Genomic DNA, 14650 nt, shown 5'->3' on the forward strand with positions numbered 1-14650 from the left:
TGGCAAATTGAGTAATCCGTCAAGATGAAAATCCATAAGCTTAGCCTCTAGCGTAAAGTTCCTATATTATACAGTTTTCACCGCAAACCCAGAAGAGCCCGAATAACTGGGACTTGGAAAGGCTCTACAAAGCTATGGCAGAAGCCAAGTGGCAAGTATCTCCTCGTGCCAGAAAGGGACTCACAGAACGGGAAAAGCTTTTTTTGCGCGGTTTGCTGTGTGGCTACAGTCCTGCTGAAATAGCTGACCAAGTACATCAAAGTCGCAAGGGTGTTGAGGTCTATGTCTCTAAAACTTTATATCAATACTTTAAAAAAATTAAAGCTGTGCCTAACGAAACAGTAGGCAACTGGAGAAATATTCCTAACTGGCTAGAGGAAGAAGGATATAAAACTAAGTCATCTGTGCAATCTCAATCAACGAATTATTTGCCGAATGAGCTATTAGTAAAGATCGGAAATATATGTTTTGATACTAATACAGGAACAATTGATATCAATATTCGGGTATCACTTCCATCATTTTCAGAATGCCAAAGAACAGAAAATATAGATTCAGACGATCGCCCTTCCACCCCCCAATCTAACTAAAGTACGCGCGAGCGCAGCTATCCCGTAGGGAATCGCCCCTAACACAAACCACAGATACCTAATCTTCATCCTCTGTGTTACAATTATTACAGTATTCGATTCTCAACAAACCTGATGACCATCAAACCCATTCGGTGGGTTGGCGCAGTCCGCGAAGAAATCCAATCTCTTCCTGAAGATGCCCGAAAAGAAGCTGGTTTTGCACTTTGGACACTCCAGCAAGGCATACAACCATCAGACTTCAAACCCATGTCGATCGTAGGTAAAGGCGTTGAAGAAATTCGGATTCGGACAGAAGATGCCTATCGAGTATTCTATATTGCTAGATTTGAAGAAGCTATTTACGTTCTCCATGCCTTCGGTAAAAAAACTCAGAAAACAGCAAAGAAAAATATCGAAGTTGGACAGAAACGCTACCAACAGTTGTTACAAAATCGTTTGAATTCAAGAGAACCGGAACAATGATCGAAAATACTATTACCCAAGCTGCCGATAATATCTTTCTCGATCTGGGATTTTCAGCCGAAGAAGCTGATAACTTACTGATCCGATCGCAATTAATGCTGGCCCTGCAAAATCAGATTAAACATCACGGTTGGACGATCGAGCAAACGGCTCAAAACCTCAGACAGTCAAGGGACCAAATCACAGCTCTAACTCAAGGTAAAATAGCGCATTTTTCGGTTGACATTCTGATTGTAATGCTCGATCGAGCAGGCATGACTGTCAAACTCGAAATTTGCCCCAAAGTAGCTTAGCGCGATCGCCCTTCCACCCACCAATCTAACTAAAGTGCCGCAGACGCAAGCGCGGCTGCCCGTCAGGGTAGCGCAGGTATCGAGTAGAGAATCGCCTATAATAGAGTCAACGCCCCTCTCGTTTAACACAGGGATTTATCTTATGACTATAGCTAAGGAAGTTGTATATGACAGCAGTAACAACAATACTGGCTCAGGCTTCACTATCACTCTCAAACGTCTCGTCGAACTTTATGAAGGAGATGATGATGAAGATGAATATGGCGCTTTAAAACCCAGCGATCGCGCTTTTAAAACAGCCGTTAATTTGGTTATAGAAGCGCATTCTTTAATGGGAATAACATTTCCCAAAGCATCAGCTTGTACCGACCATCAAGGCGGGGTTAGCCTAACTTGGACAAGTATACAGCCTGCTCGTAAAGTCCGCTTGTTTTGTCCCTTTACTGACGAACAGCCAATTCGCATTTATCATCGCCAAAATGATGAACACGGTTCAGAAAATTTAATCTCCGCAGCAACGTTAGTCGATCGGCTCAACTGGTTTAATCGAGTATGAATGAACAACATTCTGGCAGTGAGACCGATTTTCAACCACTACCTAACAGTGAGAGCGTTTACAGAGCATTGCTTCGGAAACAGTGGATCGATGAAGATACTGGATTGGTTGAATCTGAGGCTTACTACTTGCGTAAAGATAAAAATGAACGAGGTCTTTCTGTGAGTATTGCTAGTGTTTTTACTCCCGAACAATGTGCTGCAAGATTCAAAAAGTGTTATGGAGTTGCTCGCCTGGAAGTACCTAGCATCCGCGAGTTAGGTTTAGATGTAATTCCTGATTTTATATCTCACGCTGAAATATCAGGTCTACCTTACGTTGAAGATGATGCTGAACAAGCTGATTTTCTTGCTGATTCTTTGGCACAGCAGTCTCAAATTGTGTGGCTGCGTCAGTAAGTCAAAAGCGTCAATTACCCACAATCAATAAGGTTTGTAGTGAGGACTTTAGTCCTCTTCATGGATGCGGACTGAAGTCCTCACTACGAACCTATTCGATCGCGGTCATTCTCTTCGGACCATTACTCACAAGTTAAGCTAAAAACACTGTTGTCAATGAGTAATCTTACTCATTTTTTACGGAGATCCCAATTAAAATGTGACTCCATTTGTTCATTCTGAGTTCCAGGGAAAGGAGAAATAATGACGCTGACATGAGGTTTTCATGCCTAGCTTAACAATCCCTAAATCTTGATTTTTCGCCTCGGCAAAATACTTAACTTTCGTCAGAAGCTAATCCTTTTTGATAGGCAACAGAAAAATGATACATCCCCCGATAAATCATTTCTAATGAAACATGTTCAATGGGCACTCCTAATTCATCCGCAACGGCATCTCCCAAGTCTACTAAAACCGCATAGAATAGCCAAGTACCCCAGATTTGTAGCTGGATTCCATTGATCGAACCTGTCCATAAATAACTTAAATTCAGGATTCTCTTTACTGTACAAAATGCCTCTTCAATTCGCCAGCGTCTTTGATATAAGTCCGCTACTACATAGGGGGGTAATATTTCGGAATTTTGGACACTTGTCAGATAAGAATTGCAGGATTTTTTGGAGCGAATTTGTACTAATCTTATAGTCAAAGCTGGTGTGTTTTTTGTCCCTGCACCTATCTGAATTATCTGGTCTTTGACATCATAAGTATTGGTTAATACCCGTTTTATTTGATAAGATGCACCTCGATCCGAGTAATAAATCCAATCTTTTTCTCGATTAATTTTGACCAGAAAGCGAAGTGATAGAAGCCTCGATCTAATAACAGCAAGGTTTTTGGCTTAACTTTCTTTAGTAAATCTTCTTCCCAATGAGTATCTGCTTGTTTCGGATTTTTCCAAAAATAAATTTCTTCGGAAAGATGAGTTACTAGGTCTATAATTACTCTCATTTTTCCGGATAATTGACCAATTGGAACATCTGATAAACTATCTAGTTTACGAAATAATGCTTCTAATGTTGAGCCATCTGCTATCCAGATATTTTCAAAGTTTTTTAAGGCAAATTGTACGCTATTTGGTAATGGTCTCGATTTTCTCATCAACCATTTTTGTCGAAAATGAGGCAGTAATTCTTTAAATACTTTCTCAAATAACATTGATGGAAAAGTTAAAAATCTTTGTGACAATGCCTTAGAGGCTAATTTCTTGTGGCTGACACCATAAAAATCCTTCTCTCTTTAATAATCTGGTTAATTCTGTTACTCCTGCTACGTCTCGCCATAGTAAACTTAATATTGCTGCCATCATTAATGGTAGTGTTAGAATTCTATCTCTTAAATTTAGTTGGCGATAAAAAGTTTTTTGGGCCGCCATTGCCGGAATTAATAAATCTTCCAGGTAACTCGCGATCGCTTCGTTTTCTACTTGGGGACGATTTTTTTTCTTTGCATGATCTCGGTTGATGGGTTTTTTGCTAGTCACAACTGGTTCAATTATGGCTCAAATGCTTGCCTGACAAAGGTTTCATCCTATTTTACCTTTCTTTTGTATACCCCTTGACAATTTGCACTTTTTCTTAACTTGTCACAAATGCAAGCATCACATTACACACAAACAAGCATAAATATGATGAATTATTTCAAGCCTTTGTTAATTTTTACAGCCTTTGCAGCGGTTGTCGGTTTGGGGAAAACTGTTGCCATAGCTGCTGTTTGGAATATCTCTGAAACTGAGTTAAGTTTGCCACTTCACAGGGTGCAAATAGCAGCAAAGAGCGATCGCAATTTCAAGACTTCAAAAGGTACACTAAAACCAGGCAGTGTCCTATCTGTCGATCCAGATGAAGTTAGGGGCATACCAAAAGCTGAGGCGCGGCGGCGTTTCATCCTGAATAAGATATATCGCGTTCAGGAAGGCACTACCGCTGACGATTTATTCATCGTTGATGATAAAGCAAATAAATGGGTAGTAAAGGATGTCTTATCTGCTACTGAAGACGCTACTAATAAAAGCGCCGCTCTGATAGTTTCGTGTAACGCGAATGTCTGGGCTGTTATAGAGAATTTTTAATATGTGAAAATTGGTATTTGGTTTGACAGTTAGCCTAAATTATCAAAAAAGGTCGCCTGCAATGGCGACCTTTTTTTGATTAAAAATCAAACATCAAATATGTTTAATTTTTAACTATTGTTCTAACAGTCGTAGTAGAGAGCAAACTCGTAGGGGTGAGGGCGCAACCGCATCGGGTTGACTTCGTTGTCGAGTTTGTAGGAAATCCAGGTTTGGATGAAGTCTTCGGTAAAGACGCCTGTTTCTGTTAAGAAAGCGTGGTCCTTTTCTAAAGCTTCTAACGCGCCTTCCAAGGAACCGGGAGTAGAAGGAACTTTGGCTAATTCTTCTGGAGAAAGGTCGTAGATATCTACGTCCAAAGGTTCGCCCGGATCGATTTGATTCTTGATGCCGTCTAAGCCTGCACACAGCATGGCTGCAAAGGCTAAATAGGGGTTGGATGTGGCATCGGGACAGCGGAATTCTAAGCGCTTGGCTTTCGGGTTGTTGCCGGAAAGGGGAATTCGCACTGATGCCGATCGATTTCCTTGAGAATAAGCTAAGTTTACAGGCGCTTCAAAGCCGGGAACCAACCGCTTGTAGGAGTTGGTTGTCGGGTTGGTGATTGCCAAAAGTGCCGGGGCGTGCTTGAGAATGCCGCCGATGTAATGCAGTCCCATTTGACTGAAACCTGCATATTGATCGCCTGCAAATAGCGGTTGGCCGTCTTTCCAAATCGACTGGTGAACGTGCATCCCGGAACCGTTGTCGTTAAACAGCGGTTTGGGCATGAAGGTGATGGTTTTGCCGTATTTTTTGCCGACGTTTTTGATGACGTATTTGTATGTCAGCAGGTAGTCGGCGGCTTGGACTAATGTTGCAAAGCGGAAACCGAGTTCGCACTGCCCGCCGGTGGCGACTTCGTGGTGGTGCTTTTCGATTGGTACGCCGCATTTGGCCATTGTCAGCAGCATTTCCGTTCTCATGTCTTGAGAGGTATCGGTTGGTGCTACTGGGAAATAACCTTCTTTGTAACGCGGTTTGTAGCCGAGGTTGCCGCCTGCTTCTTCTTTGCCGGAATTCCAGCGACCTTCGACGGAATCTACGTAATAATACCCGGAATTTTGGGTTTGGTCGAAGCGAACGTCGTCAAAAATGAAGAATTCTGCTTCTGGCCCGAAGAATGCTGTATCGCCGAGACCGGTGGTCAGCAGGTAGTCTATGGCTTTTTGGGCTATGGTGCGGGGACAGCGGCTGTACGGTTGGCCGGTGCGGGGTTCTTTGATGCTGCAAATGAAGCTGATGGTGGGTTCTGCCATGAACGGATCCATCCACGCGGTGCTAGGATCGATGACCATTGTCATGTCTGATTCGTTGATGGCTTTCCAGCCCCGAATGCTGGAACCGTCGAAGGGTACGCCGTCGGTGAAGGCGGTTTCGTCGATTTGGTCGTGGTACAGGGAAAGGTGTTGCCAGATCCCCGGCATATCGATGAATTTCAGGTCAACGATCTGGATCTTATTTTCTTTTATGTAGTTTAGGGCTTCTTGGGGTGTCTGGAACATGACTTACTCCTGATATTGGTTTTGTTGCGGGCGATCCTATAAAGCAAGCTTCGCTAAGGGCAAATTTCAGACTGTTTGCGCGATCGTAAGCCTTGAGTTTCCACATTTTTGTAACAATGGATACAAAATATGAAAGTGGGCCCAGTGGGGCAGGACAATTTGTGATGATTGCCTTGTCTGTGTTTGGGCTGTTGATATCAGGCAAACGGCTGAACTTGGCGGTCATTTGCCGGGGAGGGACTACCCTGTGTGCAAATCCTATCTCAAATCTTAATCAAAGGCCGATTTGTAGTAGTCTACAATAGGCGGTCTATCTCAGATAGCAAAGTATTGATAAAGATTTTTGGGAGAGAAACTTATGCGCGATGCGGTGACGAGTCTGATTGAAAATTATGATGTTGCTGGTAGGTATTTAGACCGAGATGGTATCGATCGGTTGAAATCTTATTTTGCAACTGGCACAGCACGGGTACAAGCAGCAGCGGCGATTAACAGCAATGCTGCGGCTATTGTCAAGCAAGCTGGTATTCAGCTATTTGCAGAACAGCCCGAACTGATCCGTCCCGGTGGTAATGCCTACACAACTCGTCGCTACGCGGCTTGTCTGCGAGATATGGACTACTACTTGCGCTACGCTACTTACGCCTTGGTGGCTGGAAGTACGGATGTGCTGGACGAGCGCGTGCTCCAAGGTTTGCGGGAAACTTACAATTCTCTGAGCGTTCCCATTGGCCCGACGGTGATGGGGATTAGCATTATGAAGGAGATGGTTAAGGCTCAGGTGGAAGCTGCCGGCTTGTCTGTCGGGCCTTTTCTGGACCAGCCTTTTGATTACATGATTCGCGAATTGAGCGAACAAGATATTTAAGTCAAGCAAGCTGGTTCTTTGAGCAACAAATTGCATTTTTCGCTTGCACGTAGCGGGTTCGCGATCGCTTTTTTGGCATCACAGCAAAAAAGCGATCTTTTTTTATGAGTTATACCACAATACGGTTTACTTAAGACTATTTATGCCCCGGAGATCCTTGCAGCATCCCCCGAATCGTTGCGTGGACTTTAAGAGCTTTCTTATCCCCCCCTTATTAAGGGGGGTTAGGGGGGATCTGTCTTAAGTGAACCGTATTGAGTTAGATCATTTTCGATTGGGTATCTGTAAAGAATTAGGAATGACCTACTGTATAAGGGTTTGGAGTTGACCTACAGTTGCATTCTGTTGGGAAACTGATATTAGAAATCGCCAACATATCCCCAGACGAGGCATTTGTCGAGGGGATTTTTGGTGGGGTGGCGGTTGATTTGGTCGGCGCTGATTGCTTCTACTTCGCCGTTGGGGTAAAGAATGTGGATGATGTTGCCGCTGACGAAGGCCAGAGGATTTTCTTGACAAATGTCAGGATTTCTGATTGGAAAGTTCGTTTTTTTCATGCCCATGGCCCTGATTGTGTTTGTAGCGCATTCCCCTGTATTCACATAATCTTTGATTTGCGACATTTTTTATGTGATTCTACGAATGTCGATGTGTGATAAAACTACAGGGTCATAGCGATCTGGGTCACATCATGTGGGGTGGGAGCGATCGGCGATCGAGCTTCAAAATACTATACAAATGCTGATGTGAGCGCATCGCCCTCGGAAAACCCAAATAATTATAAAAAATCCGCAGTGGGGTTTTTGCGTAAGTGCTAATCTGATACTGTCCTCAACCAGAACCGTACAGATTAAACACCTTGGCTAAACAACGAATAGACACTTTATTGGTAGACCTGGATTTATGTACCTCCCGACAACAAGCTCAAGCCTTGATTCGGACTGGTCAAGTCTCGATCGACCAACAGGTAATTGACAAACCCGGCACTGAGGTTGATATTACAGCAAATATTCTGATTAAAGAGCGATCGCGCTACGTTTCCAGAGGCGGCGACAAATTAGCCAAAGCTTTAGAAATATTTGCAATTCCCGTCGCGGGCAGAATCTGTCTCGACGGCGGCATTTCCACAGGCGGTTTTACCGACTGCTTGCTGCAAGCCGGTGCGACACTGGTATACGGGATAGATGTTGGCTACGGTCAAGCTGATTGGCGCTTGCGTAACGATCCGAGGGTAATTTTGAAAGAACGCACCAATTTGCGCTACATGACTGCTGCGGAGCTTTACGGCGAGTCACCCCCCCCAGCCCCCCCTTATCAAGGGGGGGAGCAAGAATTGCCCCTAGCCGGTGCTTTGCCAAAAGGAGTTTATGCAGATTTGGCGGTAGTAGATGTGTCGTTTATTTCCCTAGATAAGGTTTTACCGGCGCTGTGGGAATTGTTGGTGGCGCCGCGAGAAGCGGTATTGTTGGTAAAGCCGCAATTTGAAGTTGGGCGCGATCGCGTCGGAAAAAAAGGCGTAGTCAGAGACTCGGCAACTCAAGCCGATGCGATTTTTCAAGTGTGGAAGGCAGCTACAGCTTTAGGATGGCAGGAAAGAGGCTTAACGTGGTCGCCTTTACTTGGCCCGGCCGGTAATATCGAGTATCTTTTATGGTTGGGGATCGATCGCGAACAGGAACCAGACCAAAGGGCGATCCTCTTCGAGGGCTGCGCTAACGAAGAGGGTGTTGTGAAGGAACGGATCGCACAAGTCGCAAAAGCGGCCGCGCAGGAACTTGTCAAGTGATTTTAGATTTTAGATTTTAGATTGCCTTCAAAATGTCAAGCCAAGCAATTTTAAAAGTCTCCTATCGATTTGAGATTTTTAGATTGACTTCAAAATATCAAGCCGAGCAATTTTAAAAGTCAAATTTGGAGAGCAAAATTATCTAAAATTTCAAATTGTTTTGTCAATCAGACTCCTAAACTTTCACAAGAGTGAATAATTCCATGCAGCCATTAAAACAAGTCGGTTCGATTTTACTGTACGTCCTAGGTGGCATAGGTTATCTGGCAATTGCAGCTACTATTGTAGGCGTGTCAATTCTCATCAAATTCGCAGCTCTGCTGCTGGCAGATAAATTATTATATACAATTCTGATTATCGGTGATTTGTTGAGGGGCATCGAAATTATTGAACTGTTAAATATATTGGTATTTGCTTTTATCGGCATGGGATTTGGCATCGCTACAAAACTGCTCCCCCCTAAATACGGCCGCCAAATTAGTGCGGCTTTGTTGATTCCTATAGTTCCCATAGTTTTCATGAGTACGCCAGCCATCAGATATAATTCTTGGCTGGACAAAGTAGCGGAATCGGATAAGTTATCGCCGGCGGAAACTGCAACATTAACTAACTCATTTTTAAACCGAAAGGTAGGAGTGGAGGGTTTTATCGGTTATTATGTATATACGGGTCAGTTTCCGGTGATTCCGACAAAACAATCTGAGATGAAAGACCTCGATAGCTTTGAAAAAAAGGTTAATTCGAGATTTGTGCAGTTAACTGGTGTTGCTCCGACGATTGTTTCTTGGTCAATGCGGGTTTGTTTTTGGTTGATTAGAATATTTTACTTTTGTATTGCGGTAATTGCGACGATTGTTCATTTTAGGGAAGGTGTGAGAATCGCGGGAGGGTAAGAGTACAAATAAGACTCGGCGGTTGAAACCACTGCTATACAAACGAAGAAGATAAGACTCGGCGGTTGAAACCGCGACTACACAAACTTTCGTCTGCCTCCGCAGACTGAAGATAAGTCGTAGGGTGCGTCAGCTCTGAACTCTTCGATTATTCACAAATAACCCTGTTCTGACGCACCCGAATCAACTTTCGATTTTTGATTTTCGATTAAAGCCGTAGGGTGCGTCAGCTCTGAACTCTTCGATTATTCACAAATAACCCTGTTCTGACGCACCCGAATCAATTTTTATCAGCTTCTGTAATTTCGGGTAAATCTTCATACCATTCGGGAAAAAATCCCTCGGATTCAGTTCGCGTAATATTAAAGCGAGATTCAACATCTGCTAAAGTTGGGATGAGTTCAGTAATGGCTGTCGTTTGTGTCATATTTTAAATTCTTGCTGCAAGCGATCGATAATTGTATTGCAGGTTGGTAGTGAGGACTTCAGTCCGCAGGTTGGTAGTGAGGACTTCAGTCCGCAGGTTGGTAGTGAGGACTTCAGTCCGCAGGTTGGTAGTGAGGATCCAAGGAGAGAGGACTCGCATTCCTCACTACAAACCAAGTTGATGATAGCTCGACCGGATGTGGTATTATTTGTGATAGCTGCTGGATAACGATCGCCTTTTTTGAGCTAAGGCAATTTTTAGTTACCAATTTTGAATTCTTGCTGCAAGCGATCGATAATTGTATTGCGCTCAATGGTAGCGAGAATCTCTTGAATGACAGTATCCTGTCCCAGGGGGCCCCAAGTGCAGCCTTTTTCTAAATAAACTTGGGCCGCGCGACCGACAGCATAGGTTCCGTAAGCTGCTAAACTAGCTTGAGTAACAGCCACTCCGGCAAAAGTAGAAAAGCCGATATGCGGCGCAGCAGCGGCTGCACTTTTGCCAAATCCCAAGAGGAAACTGCTACCCAATTCTCCCAAAAGTACGCCGCCAGCGCTGGAGAAAATAGTTTGCCAAAGTTTCCCAGCTTCGTAACCAGTCATCGGTAAACAGTAAAGTCTGGATAAAGAGCGAATTAAGGCTAAATCTGCGACAGTTGCGCCCATGACATCTACGAAAGCAACGGGGTTTAAGCCGACAGCCAAAGCTTTGTATTTTGCAAATTGCCAGATTAAATCTTCGGCTTCTGTTTGGCGCAATTTGAGAATTTGATGGGCAAGATTTGCTTCGGCATCTCTAGCTTCTACTAAAGCATTGAGTGCGAGGAGCGATCGCCCTTCTCTGTTAAGAATTGTCAAAATTGTGTGCTTGAGTTCGTCTATTTGGGGAGGCGGCGATTCCCATTCGTGAGTGATACTTCCATCTGACCATTCTACCCGCACTTGCACCGGCGCGGGTTCGGCGGCTACCATGACTATTTCTAAAGATTTGGCAATTTTAGCGGGTGGTTTTGCTGTAGATTTAGGAGCAGGGATGTTGTTTTGGCGATCGTCCAAATCGTCCAAATCGTCCAAATCGTCCAAATCTTCCTTATCTGTTACCGCATCGGCTGCTGACTGTTCAGAATTTCCCAGCGCTTGCAAACTTTGGTAAATAGCTTTTCTGTCTAATTCTGGATACAGGTCAATTTTATTAAAAACTAAAATTAGCGGCTTTTGAGCAGTTTGCAATTCGCACAAAGCTTGATATTCAGTGCGAGTGATATCGCCAGCTACAACAAACAGAATTAAGTCAGCTTGGCGAGTGACTTGTTTCGCCATCTCGCCGCGCACTTCGCCGCCAACTTCATCAAGTCCGGGAGTATCAATTAACTCAACTTGAACCCCCCCCGGCCCCCCCTTACCAAGGGGAGGTTCTACGCCCCCAAGGAGGGGTAAAGGCACATTCCAGCGCAAGGAACGCGGCCACTGAGTCACGCCGTTGAGGGGGCCTGTTTGCAAGATTTTTTGACCCAACAGCGCGTTTAATACGGCTGATTTGCCACGACTTACTAGCCCGAAAGTTGCAATCCGAATGATGTTGTGGTCGAGTTTTTCTGAGGTAGAAGTTAAAATATCTAACTGAGTTTGCAGCGCCGCTTCTAATTCTGTGTTGTTGGAGTTTTTTTTGCCTTGGCGCAGGTAGGAGTAGCGCGCGAGGGCTTCGCGCAAACTGGCGCGGGCTAGGGATAGGCGATTTTCTTGGATGGAATTGTCAGCCATTGGCGATCGGCTTTTTTAAGCTATGTAATTGAGTATGGAAATATAACATTCTATTTCTTATTTTAATACAATTTTTGATAATTTTCTAGCTTTGTATTTGGGAGTTAGGTAGGGAAGCGGCCCTGCCAATATGTGTCAGCTTAAGACAAAAACTTTTGATAAATCTCGTCTGTAGCCGAGGCTTCTTCCCCCTAAATCCCCCTTAAGAAGACCCACTTTGATGATGACTTCCGGCTCCCCCCTTGTTAAGGCTACCCTGTACACACAACTTGAAAAACTAACGTCATAGCCCTTCGATCCCCCTAAATCCCCCTTAAAAAGACCCACTTTGATGAGGACTTCCAGTCCCCCCCTTATTAAGGGGGGTTAGGGGGGAGCTAGGCCTAATCGTCCAACAGACAAGGTTTCTTGCCACTGGTGCGTCCAGATGCTTCTAATTTGCCGCCGAATTAACAGCCTGCGGCCCCAGATGTCTGAGGTGATAGACGAATCGCCACTTGGTTGACGAAAGATTGCAAGAAAGAAACTTGCTGATTTTGCTGAAATACTGCTTGCAAAGTTTTCGTCAACTGATTGAGACTGAAAATGCCTTTGGCTGCATTTTCTAGTTCTTGACTTTGGAAATATTCAATCAAACTCAGTCCGGCTATTCTGGTAAAATAGGCTGCACTAATTCCCTGGACTGCGCCTCCGGCTGCATAGGTAACGGCATTGCTTTTGAGCAGTCCAGCAATTGTTTGGGTAGACAGTTCTACTAATCCCAGTTTGAACATTTGGGTGGCCAAAGTTCCGGCGACTGTCTTAGCTTGGTCTAAGGAAAACTGTTGCTTGTAGATAGCGCCGAGGTCGATTACCAGTTGGGTGCTGATGGCGGTTGTTGCTAGCAAGTCTAAGGCTGCAACCGGATTAGCAAACACGGCGGCGGCGGCGATATACTGATATTGTTCGATGATGGGCATTGCCCGATCGCGCCTGACGCCATTTAATAAAGTTTTTGCCTCTAATTTAACCGTTGCAGCCTCGCGCACTGCACTCGCCCAGACCAACTGCTGCCGTTCTTGAGTTAAGATTTGAGTGAATCTTTCTGTCAGCGGTTCGAGTTGAGAAACTTGATTTTCGATCCGTTCTTGAAATGTGCCGTCCGCTTGGTGCTGCCGCACTTTAATCGAATTGGGAGAAGCTGCGATCGCAATTATATCTTCTGTCCCCAATATTCCCTGCATTCTTTGGTGCAACTTCTGCAAAATTTGCGACTGCTGCGCTGGCAAATATTGGTCTAGTTTGTTCAAAACTAGCAGCACGCGCTGACCTGCGGACGCTAGCTGAGATAATGTTTGAAACTCAGAATCCGTGATGTCGCCCGCTGTGACAAACAGCACTAAATCGCCGCCGATTTTAGCATCCGCATTTGTGGTATTAACAAACAGCGGTGATGTTTCTGAGAAAATCAGCTTTTGCGGCTGTTGGGATGCCCAATTAGAGTTTAAAACTTGAATTAAGGCAGTTTTACCGACAGCTTTGCCGCCTGTTACGGTAATCTGCAAATCTTGTCTGTCTAATTCAGCTTTGAGCCGATCGAGCTTTGCTGTTAGATGAGCCGGATTTAGCGAGTTTTGAGCTTCTGAGGCGAGCAGTTTAATTGCTGCTTCGGCAGCAGCGATCGCTTTTTCGGCTGCTTCCCGCTTGGCCAGGGGCTGCGGGAGTTCGAGTTCGAGTTTGGGGGATTGTTGTTTCCACCACCAATACCCCGCACCGGCAGCCGCCAAGCCGATGAGTGCCGTTTCGCCCATTTCTGAACCCGAATGCTGTAGAGTTTCCAACAGCCACAGCGCTGCTGAAAGTCCTATTCCGCCTATCAAAATCGGTCGCCGCAAGTTAAGTGTCATTTTTCCCTTCCTGTGGGTATTATTGCCAAGCTTAACCTTACCGGGCTTGGCCTTTCTCCCTATATTCCATCGTACCTCTGCGGCATCCAAACTGGCAGGCGGGCGATCGCACTTTTGGTGCGGGATTTCCGGCCTGCTGTACAATAGATATCTCCATAAATTCTTGTGGAACAGGCATCCTGCTTGTTCAAAACAGGCTTTTTGGCCAGAAGTCTAATCTACTTTTTGCACTTTTTCAAACTGGGAATAGAGGACTGAAGTCCTCACTACGAACGAAGAGGTTTTTACATTATTTTTATAAAACAAAATAGTTGATGTTTTCCTAGGTTGATTATTCTGGAAACTGCGCTTTAAAAACATCAATTATCTCTGTTGGAATTGCTCGCGGTCGCATTGTCACAATTTCCACCCACACCCAAAGCGCCTCTGCTTTTAACAAGATTTCGTCACTCCCATTCGAGCGAATTTCGTAGCGGCGCACGGCCCGCGGCCCGCGCATCTGTTCGATCCAAGTCGATATCTCCAGTCTATCGCCTGCAGCGGCCGATCGCAAATAATCAATTTCTATCCGCCGCATGACAAAAACGCCGCCCAATTCCCGGTAACGGTCTAATGTAAATCCCAAGTTTTCTAAATGTTCGATCGCAGCGTGTTCTAAATAATGCTGGTAGACTGCATTATTGACGTGACCGAGGGCATCCATTTCGTAATGGCGCACTCTAATTTGTGCAGTAAATGGCGTCAATTGCTCACCTTTCCACTTGTTGCGGTATTTTGGAGTTCCGAGTGCGATCGAAAATGCCAGCCCAGACGCGATCGGAACTGATTGCACCTTACACTAACAGTCCTGAACGCACGGGGAGTTAGAAACCGGGTTTTTTACGAAAATCTTTAGCACTCACCCACAGATTAGGAAAAAAACCCGGTTTCTTTGGTACTGATGCGTCCAGGACTGACTAAAAAATAGTTGAAACGCTAATGCTTCCCGGTTAATCTTAGTCTTGGACGCACTGGTGGCCGTGACCTTGTTGTAAGTGCATCCAAGACTAAATCTTTGAGAAATCCGACGAGTAA

At 44.8% G+C, this 14650-nt stretch carries 17 protein-coding genes and 1 pseudogene; 9 read left to right on the forward strand and 9 right to left on the reverse strand.

What is annotated here, in order from left to right:
- Positions 1-134: 134 nt before the first annotated feature.
- The 5 genes from JGK39_RS23980 (at position 135) to JGK39_RS24000 (ending at position 2302) form a co-directional block, all read left to right on the forward strand.
- Positions 135-590 carry a LuxR C-terminal-related transcriptional regulator gene (locus JGK39_RS23980; protein ID WP_293297580.1) on the forward strand — a complete coding sequence of 152 codons (456 nt, stop codon included), beginning with the start codon at positions 135-137 and terminating at the stop codon, positions 588-590.
- Between the two features lie 114 nt (positions 591-704).
- Positions 705-1055, forward strand: coding sequence for a type II toxin-antitoxin system RelE/ParE family toxin (locus JGK39_RS23985; protein WP_293259404.1), 351 nt, complete (start codon positions 705-707; stop codon positions 1053-1055).
- The gene (locus JGK39_RS23990) at positions 1052-1348 is read left to right on the forward strand and encodes an XRE family transcriptional regulator (RefSeq protein ID WP_293259407.1); all 297 of its coding nucleotides are present in this window, start codon (positions 1052-1054) and stop codon (positions 1346-1348) included. Before JGK39_RS23985 ends, JGK39_RS23990 begins: the two co-directional genes overlap by 4 nt.
- Positions 1349-1490: 142 nt before the next feature.
- Positions 1491-1904, forward strand: coding sequence for a hypothetical protein (locus JGK39_RS23995; RefSeq protein WP_293297583.1), 414 nt, complete (start codon positions 1491-1493; stop codon positions 1902-1904).
- On the forward strand, positions 1901-2302 hold the full coding sequence (locus tag JGK39_RS24000; RefSeq protein ID WP_293297586.1) for a hypothetical protein: 402 nt from the start codon (positions 1901-1903) through the stop codon (positions 2300-2302). The genes JGK39_RS23995 and JGK39_RS24000 overlap by 4 nt, the downstream gene beginning before the upstream one ends.
- A gap of 227 nt (positions 2303-2529) precedes the next feature.
- Here JGK39_RS24000 and JGK39_RS24005 read toward each other — a convergent pair.
- Positions 2530-3716, reverse strand: a pseudogene (locus tag JGK39_RS24005) (IS4 family transposase); the annotation flags it as partial.
- A 252-nt stretch (positions 3717-3968) separates the two neighbouring features.
- On the opposite strand from JGK39_RS24005, the gene JGK39_RS24010 reads away from it, so the two are divergent.
- Positions 3969-4412 carry a hypothetical protein gene (locus JGK39_RS24010; protein WP_293258645.1) on the forward strand — a complete coding sequence of 148 codons (444 nt, stop codon included), beginning with the start codon at positions 3969-3971 and terminating at the stop codon, positions 4410-4412.
- 122 nt (positions 4413-4534) lie between these two features.
- Here JGK39_RS24010 and glnA read toward each other — a convergent pair whose 3' ends face one another.
- On the reverse strand, positions 4535-5956 hold the full coding sequence (gene glnA, locus JGK39_RS24015; protein ID WP_293258647.1) for a type I glutamate--ammonia ligase: 1422 nt from the start codon (positions 5954-5956) through the stop codon (positions 4535-4537).
- Positions 5957-6314: 358 nt separating this feature from the next.
- On the opposite strand from glnA, the gene apcB reads away from it, so the two are divergent.
- Positions 6315-6824, forward strand: coding sequence for an allophycocyanin subunit beta (gene apcB, locus JGK39_RS24020; protein ID WP_293258696.1), 510 nt, complete (start codon positions 6315-6317; stop codon positions 6822-6824).
- A gap of 359 nt (positions 6825-7183) precedes the next feature.
- On the opposite strand, the gene JGK39_RS24025 is transcribed toward apcB, so the two are convergent.
- Complete coding sequence (locus JGK39_RS24025) at positions 7184-7381, reverse strand: hypothetical protein (protein ID WP_293258649.1); 198 nt, start codon at positions 7379-7381, stop codon at positions 7184-7186.
- A gap of 302 nt (positions 7382-7683) precedes the next feature.
- On the opposite strand from JGK39_RS24025, the gene JGK39_RS24030 reads away from it, so the two are divergent.
- Together JGK39_RS24030 and JGK39_RS24035 are read left to right on the forward strand one after the other, a co-directional pair.
- The gene (locus JGK39_RS24030) at positions 7684-8610 is read left to right on the forward strand and encodes a TlyA family RNA methyltransferase (protein WP_293258651.1); all 927 of its coding nucleotides are present in this window, start codon (positions 7684-7686) and stop codon (positions 8608-8610) included.
- A 203-nt stretch (positions 8611-8813) separates the two neighbouring features.
- Positions 8814-9503 (forward strand): hypothetical protein, encoded by a 690-nt coding sequence (locus JGK39_RS24035; protein WP_293258653.1) that lies wholly within the window; start codon positions 8814-8816, stop codon positions 9501-9503.
- Positions 9504-9783: 280 nt separating this feature from the next.
- On the opposite strand, the gene JGK39_RS24040 is transcribed toward JGK39_RS24035, so the two are convergent.
- The 6 genes from JGK39_RS24040 to JGK39_RS24065 all read right to left on the reverse strand — a co-directional run bounded on the left by JGK39_RS24040 (position 9784) and on the right by JGK39_RS24065 (position 14408).
- Positions 9784-9930, reverse strand: a complete 147-nt coding sequence (locus JGK39_RS24040) for a hypothetical protein (protein ID WP_293258655.1) — start codon at positions 9928-9930, stop codon at positions 9784-9786.
- Positions 9931-9933: 3 nt separating this feature from the next.
- Positions 9934-10089 (reverse strand): hypothetical protein, encoded by a 156-nt coding sequence (locus tag JGK39_RS24045; RefSeq protein ID WP_293322426.1) that lies wholly within the window; start codon positions 10087-10089, stop codon positions 9934-9936.
- A gap of 98 nt (positions 10090-10187) precedes the next feature.
- Positions 10188-11690, reverse strand: a complete 1503-nt coding sequence (locus JGK39_RS24050; RefSeq protein WP_293258659.1) for a GTP-binding protein — start codon at positions 11688-11690, stop codon at positions 10188-10190.
- A gap of 449 nt (positions 11691-12139) precedes the next feature.
- On the reverse strand, positions 12140-13576 hold the full coding sequence (locus JGK39_RS24055) for a DUF697 domain-containing protein (RefSeq protein WP_293258661.1): 1437 nt from the start codon (positions 13574-13576) through the stop codon (positions 12140-12142).
- A gap of 37 nt (positions 13577-13613) precedes the next feature.
- On the reverse strand, positions 13614-13754 hold the full coding sequence (locus JGK39_RS24060) for a hypothetical protein (protein WP_293258663.1): 141 nt from the start codon (positions 13752-13754) through the stop codon (positions 13614-13616).
- Positions 13755-13907: 153 nt separating this feature from the next.
- The gene (locus tag JGK39_RS24065) at positions 13908-14408 is read right to left on the reverse strand and encodes a thioesterase family protein (RefSeq protein WP_293258665.1); all 501 of its coding nucleotides are present in this window, start codon (positions 14406-14408) and stop codon (positions 13908-13910) included.
- Between the last annotated feature and the right edge of the window lie 242 nt (positions 14409-14650).

This window comes from Microcoleus sp. PH2017_12_PCY_D_A (assembly GCF_020738565.1).
GTDB lineage: Bacteria > Cyanobacteriota > Cyanobacteriia > Cyanobacteriales > Microcoleaceae > Microcoleus.